Origin of the sequence: Streptomyces europaeiscabiei, assembly GCF_001550375.1 — a bacterium.
GTDB classification, from domain to species: Bacteria; Actinomycetota; Actinomycetes; order Streptomycetales; family Streptomycetaceae; genus Streptomyces; species Streptomyces europaeiscabiei.
Genome location: NZ_LRTR01000089.1, coordinates 1 through 4,995 on the forward strand (window position 1 = coordinate 1; position 4,995 = coordinate 4,995).

At 73.6% G+C, this 4,995-nt stretch carries 4 protein-coding genes and 1 pseudogene; 2 read left to right on the top strand and 3 right to left on the bottom strand.

The genetic code is table 11. From position 1 onward, the window contains the following. Positions 1-323, top strand: a pseudogene (locus tag AWZ10_RS03985) (M14 family zinc carboxypeptidase); the annotation flags it as partial. A 119-nt stretch (positions 324-442) separates the two neighbouring features. Here the strand turns inward: AWZ10_RS03985 and AWZ10_RS03990 are convergent. From AWZ10_RS03990 to AWZ10_RS04000, 3 genes are all read right to left on the bottom strand, one after another. Then, complete coding sequence (locus AWZ10_RS03990) at positions 443-877, bottom strand: SSI family serine proteinase inhibitor (RefSeq protein WP_060890449.1); 435 nt, start codon at positions 875-877, stop codon at positions 443-445. After that, positions 874-2,196, bottom strand: coding sequence for a M14 family zinc carboxypeptidase (locus AWZ10_RS03995; protein ID WP_244172389.1), 1,323 nt, complete (start codon positions 2,194-2,196; stop codon positions 874-876). Before AWZ10_RS03995 ends, AWZ10_RS03990 begins: the two co-directional genes overlap by 4 nt. Before the next feature lie 193 nt (positions 2,197-2,389). Next, positions 2,390-2,941 carry a DUF1707 and FHA domain-containing protein gene (locus AWZ10_RS04000; protein ID WP_037700379.1) on the bottom strand — a complete coding sequence of 184 codons (552 nt, stop codon included), beginning with the start codon at positions 2,939-2,941 and terminating at the stop codon, positions 2,390-2,392. 242 nt (positions 2,942-3,183) lie between these two features. Here AWZ10_RS04000 and treZ point away from each other — a divergent pair, with 242 nt between their 5' ends. Continuing rightward, on the top strand, positions 3,184-4,929 hold the full coding sequence (treZ, locus tag AWZ10_RS04005; protein WP_046705083.1) for a malto-oligosyltrehalose trehalohydrolase: 1,746 nt from the start codon (positions 3,184-3,186) through the stop codon (positions 4,927-4,929). Positions 4,930-4,995: the final 66 nt, after the last annotated feature.

Sequence of the window (4,995 nt, forward strand, 5' to 3'; positions counted from 1 at the left end):
CCCGGTGGGCGCTGGCGCTGGTGCCGGGGCTGGCCCGGGACTGGACCGACGGGCCGCCGCCGGACCTGTCGACGGCGTACGTGGGCAGTGTGGACGCCTTCGGGCGACGGCTCCCGCTGCGGGCCGCGGCGATGCTGCGGCGGGTCCTGGTGGAGGCCGACGCCCCGGGGGCACCCCTCCTCGAAGACCTCGTCGCCGAGTGGTGCGAGTCCTTCGCCGACCGGTTTCGTGCGCGATGGGTGCCGTTGGAGGACCAGGTCGAGCATCAGGTGCGTACGGTGCTGACTGCGGCGTCGTACGCGCGGGGCGGCGGGGGGTCCTGACCGCCCGCTGGGGTGCCTCATGGTGTTGTGGGCGAGGTCGGGTGTGTGGTGGCTCGTCGCGCCCACGCGGCGGAGCCGCAGATCGACACAGCCCCGCGCCCTGGAAGAGCCGGTGGCCGTCAGTCCGACAGGGCGAAGACCGAACCTGTTCTGGCCGTCATCACGCAGGCGTTCGCGAAGGTCTGTTCGTAGGCGACCTGGTGGCCGTTCCACTGGCCTTCCGCGGTGGCCCGGACCGGGGCGTAGATCTCGGTGCAGAGGGCGTTCCGGTGGGGGATGCGGGTGATGTCGCCGTCGGTGCGGCGGAGTTCCGCGCAGGCCTGGGTGGCCCGGCCGTGGCCCTGGGGCGGGTCGCAGAGGAGCAGGGTGCCGCGGGTGTCGGAGGAAAGGGTGTCGCCGCGGGCGTCGAAGGAGCGGGCGTCGCCGCGGGTGAGGGAGACATAGAGCCAGTCGCCCTGGACGGCGGCCGCCCGGACGGGGGCCGAGGCGGCGACGGTGAGAAGGGCGAGTGCGGAGAGCAGGCCGGCGCGTACCGCGCGGGTGGGGTTCGTCATTCCCGGTGCATCGGCACGGCGGGCTCTGAACTCCAACCCCCCTCACCCGAATGGGAGTCGCGCGGGCGCCGGGCCGCCAGGTCGAACGCGGCGAGGACCACGCGGGTCTGGTACTCCGTCTGGCGGGCGACGGGGATCCAGCGCGCCCCGTAGCCGTCGCGGTAGTCGGCGCACCACTCGTCGATGAGCCGGTCCAGCTCGGGCAGCACACCGGCCGGGTCGCGTCCGGTGCGGGTCACCAGTTGGTGCAGCAGCCCGGCGGTGCGCAGGGCGACCCGGCGGCCCGAGATGGCGAGGGTGGTGAGCCGGGCGGTGTCGAGCGGGGGCAGCGGCCTTGCGGCGCCGTCGTGGACGTCGGGGTCCCAGGAGTCGGCGAGGCCCGGCCCGACCAGTAAATAGTCGTCGACCGGGGCGAGGAACCGGGCGGCGTCGGGGCCGTCGCTCACCGAGGGGCGGGCGCGGGCGAGGATGCCCTCCAGGAGCCGGGTGTCCCGGCGCAGGGCGTGGCTGACGCGGCGCAGTACGGCGTCGGCGTCGGGTGACGGGGAGGCGTCCTCGACGGCGGTGACCCCCCACATGGGTGCCTCGACGACGGCGGTGACCGTGCCGTAGCGGTGCGGGTGGTACCAGGTGGACTCGACGGCGGCCTCGGTGATGGCGGCGGCCAGGTCGCCCCGGCGCGGGGGCGGAATGCGGTAGACGGCGGGGCCGAGGCGGGGCCAGTACAGGGTGTCGTACGGGCTCAGCTCGCGCGGGATGCCGAGGCGGGCGGCGGTGCACGCGACGCGTCGGTCGAGGCCCGGCAGCTCGCGGGTCAGCTCCACGAAGCCGCCGCCGACGTCGACGCCGTGCAGCGAGCACTGGAAGAAGGGCCGCAGTTCGTCCTGGAGGTCGAGCAGGGCGCGGGTCTCCGGCAGGACGGCCCCGGCGGCGCCGTCGGGCAGCCACTCGGGCTGCTCCAGGAAGCCGGGGCGGAAGAAGTGCCGGAAGTGGTGCCCGAGGGTGTAAGGGCCGGACAGCCAGCCCTCGTTGCGGCGGGAGCCGTCGGGGTCGAGGCTCAGCAGCAGGTTCCAGGTGATGTCGGCGGCGTCGCTCGACCGGGGGTCGGCCAGGGTCCGTTCGGCGAGTCGGAGGACGGTGGCGCCGCCCACGGGCTCGTTGGCGTGCGGGCCGGCGACGATCAGGGTGTGGCGGCTGCCCCGTCCGACGGACAGCAGCCACATCGGCGTGCCCGCCCGTGAGGTGCCCACGCGGCGCAGTCGGGCGCGGTGCGGATGTCGGGAGACGAGCGCCGCGGCACGGGCGGACAACTCGTCCACGGTCGGATAGCGGAGGAGTGGCGGCAGGGCACACCTCCACGAATGTGGTGCCGTCGGTTCACCTGGTGTGCATGGTGTAAGCACAGTCAGTCACGGCCGAGAACGCACGTCAACACCCTCGAACGGAAGGGAAGTTGACAAACTCGCTGCGTAAATCCCAGGCCAGAGCTTTACCAGGGGAACGGTCGGAAGGTCATTCCGAGGAGAGACGGAAGTTCATGCGGCCGAAACTCACCTGATCGCCGTCGCGGACGACGGCCGCGCCGATCACCCGACGGCCGTTGACGGTGGTGCCGTTGGTGGAGCCGAGGTCGCGCAGGATCCACAGGCCGCCCTGCCGGCTCAGCTCGGCGTGCACCCGGGAGACCGTCTCGTGGCTGAGCCGGAGCCCACTGCCCGGGTCCCGGCCGATCCGCAGGTCGTGACCGCTCGCCGGATGCGGCAGCTGGAGCTTGGGGAGCCGCTCGGCCTGCCAGGCCCGGCGCAGCTTCACACCGAAGCCGGAGACCGCCCCGACGGTGCCGAGCACCAGCCGTGACCATCGCTTCTCGATGGGCAGGTCGGCGGTGAGCGCGGCGAGTTCGTCGGAGCGGCGGGCGGTGAGGGCCAGCTCCATCCGCCGGATGAACGTGTCGTGCGACAGGCGGCCCAGTGCGACGCCGTCACGGAGCGCCCTCAGCGCACGGTCGCGCTCGGCGTCCGACAGCCGCGCGGGGTAAGTGTGGAACTCGAAGGACGACGTCACGCGTGTGATTGTCGGTCAGGCAAGCCGGAGGTGTCCAGACAGGCCGTAAACGGTGACCATCCCCGGACATGACCTACGGGTGGTGCGACTCGCGGGGGAAAAGCGGCGATCCGTCCGCGCGGCGATCTCGTTTGGCGCACGATGGACGACAAGCGGTTCCGGGGGCGTGTCCGTACCTTCCCGGAGCGGCTTGCCCCCTGACTACCCAGGATCATGACCGGCAGCCGAGGGAGAACCGTTCCGTGCAGTTCGAGGTGTGGGCACCGCAGGCCGACCGTTCGACGCTCCACCGCGCGGGCGCGGCGCACGCGATGGAGCGCGATCCGCAGCGGCCGGGCTGGTGGACCGTCGAGGCGGAGGCGTCGGACGGCACGCGCTACGGCTTCGCCGTCGACGACGGCCCTGTCCTGCCCGATCCGCGCTCGCGCCGTCAGCCCGACGGCCCCGACGGGCTGAGCGCGGTCGTCGACCACGCGCGGTACGCGTGGCGCGCGTCGTGGTCCGGGCGCGGGCTGCCGGGCGCGGTGCTCTACGAGCTGCACGTCGGCACGTACACGCCCGAGGGCACCCTGGACGCGGCCGCCGGCCGCCTCGGCCACCTCGTCGAACTGGGCGTCACCCACGTCGAGTTGATGCCGCTGTGCCCCTTCCCCGGGACGCACGGCTGGGGTTACGAGGGCGTCTCGCTGTGGGCCGTGCACGAGCCGTACGGCGGTCCCGAGGCCCTGAAGCGGTTCGTGGACGCGGCGCACGGACTGGGCCTCGGGGTCGTGCTCGACGTCGTGCACAACCATCTGGGCCCCTCCGGCAACTACCTGCCCGTCTTCGGCCCGTACTTCACCGAGCGGCATCACACGCCCTGGGGCGCGGCGGTCAACCTGGACGCGCCCGGCTCGGACGAGGTGCGGGCGTACTTCCTGGGCAGCGCGCTCGCCTGGCTGCGCGACTACCGCCTCGACGGTCTGCGGCTGGACGCGGTCCACGCGCTCAGGGACACCCGCGCCCTGCACTTCCTGGAGGAACTGTCGACGGCCGTGGACACGCTCGCCGACGAGGTGGCCCGGCCGCTGTTCCTCATCGCCGAGTCGGACCTGAACGACCCGCGTCTGGTCACCTCGCGCGCGCAGGGCGGGCTCGGCCTGCACGCCCAGTGGAACGACGACTTCCACCACACCCTGCACACCACCCTGACCGGTGAGGCGCAGGGCTACTACGAGGACTTCGCGCGGGCCGGCCTGGCGGGGCTGGCCCGGACCCTGACGGGCGGCTACTTCCACGACGGCACGTACTCGTCCTTCCGGGAGCGCCGCCACGGCCGGCCCCTGGACCGTACGAGCGTCTCCGCGCACCGGCTGCTGGGCTACACCCAGACCCACGACCAGGTGGGCAACCGCGCCCAGGGCGACCGGCTCGCCGCCTCCCTCTCCCCCGGGCTGCTGGCCTGCGCGGCCGCGCTGGTGCTCGCGGGCCCGTTCACGCCGATGCTCTTCATGGGCGAGGAGTGGGCGGCGGCCACGCCCTGGCAGTTCTTCACGGACCACACCGATCCGGAACTCGCGGAGGCGGTACGGCGGGGGCGGCGCCGCGAGTTCGCGGCGCACGGGTGGGCCGAGGAGGACGTCCCCGACCCCCAGGACCCGGCGACCCGCGACCGCTCCTGCCTCGACTGGTCCGAGCCGGCGCGTGAGCCCCACGCCCGGATGCTGGCCTGGTACCGCTCCCTGATCGCCCTCCGCCGCACCTTCCCCGACCTGTCCGACCCTGACCTCTCCGACGTCAAGGTCGCGTTCGACGAGGAGGCCCGGTGGTTCGGCTTCCGGCGCGGGGATGTGCGCGTGGCGATGAACCTCGGCAAGGAGACGGCGGCGATCCCGGTCGGCGTCCCGCACGCGCGGGTGCTGGCGGCCTGGGAACCGGTGGAGGCGCCGGGGGCGGACGGAGTGCTGACGCTGGGCGGGGAGTCGTGCGTGGTGCTGACGGTGGCGTGAGGGGGCACCCGGTTGCCGGCGCCGGGCGGGGGTGGGAGGCACTTACCGGCGCTGCCAGGGTGCCGC

Excerpts from the sequence above, each read along its gene's own strand:
- AWZ10_RS03990 (WP_060890449.1), bottom strand. The coding sequence starts at position 877 with ATGACGAACCCCACCCGCGCGGTACGCGCCGGCCTGCTCTCCGCACTC.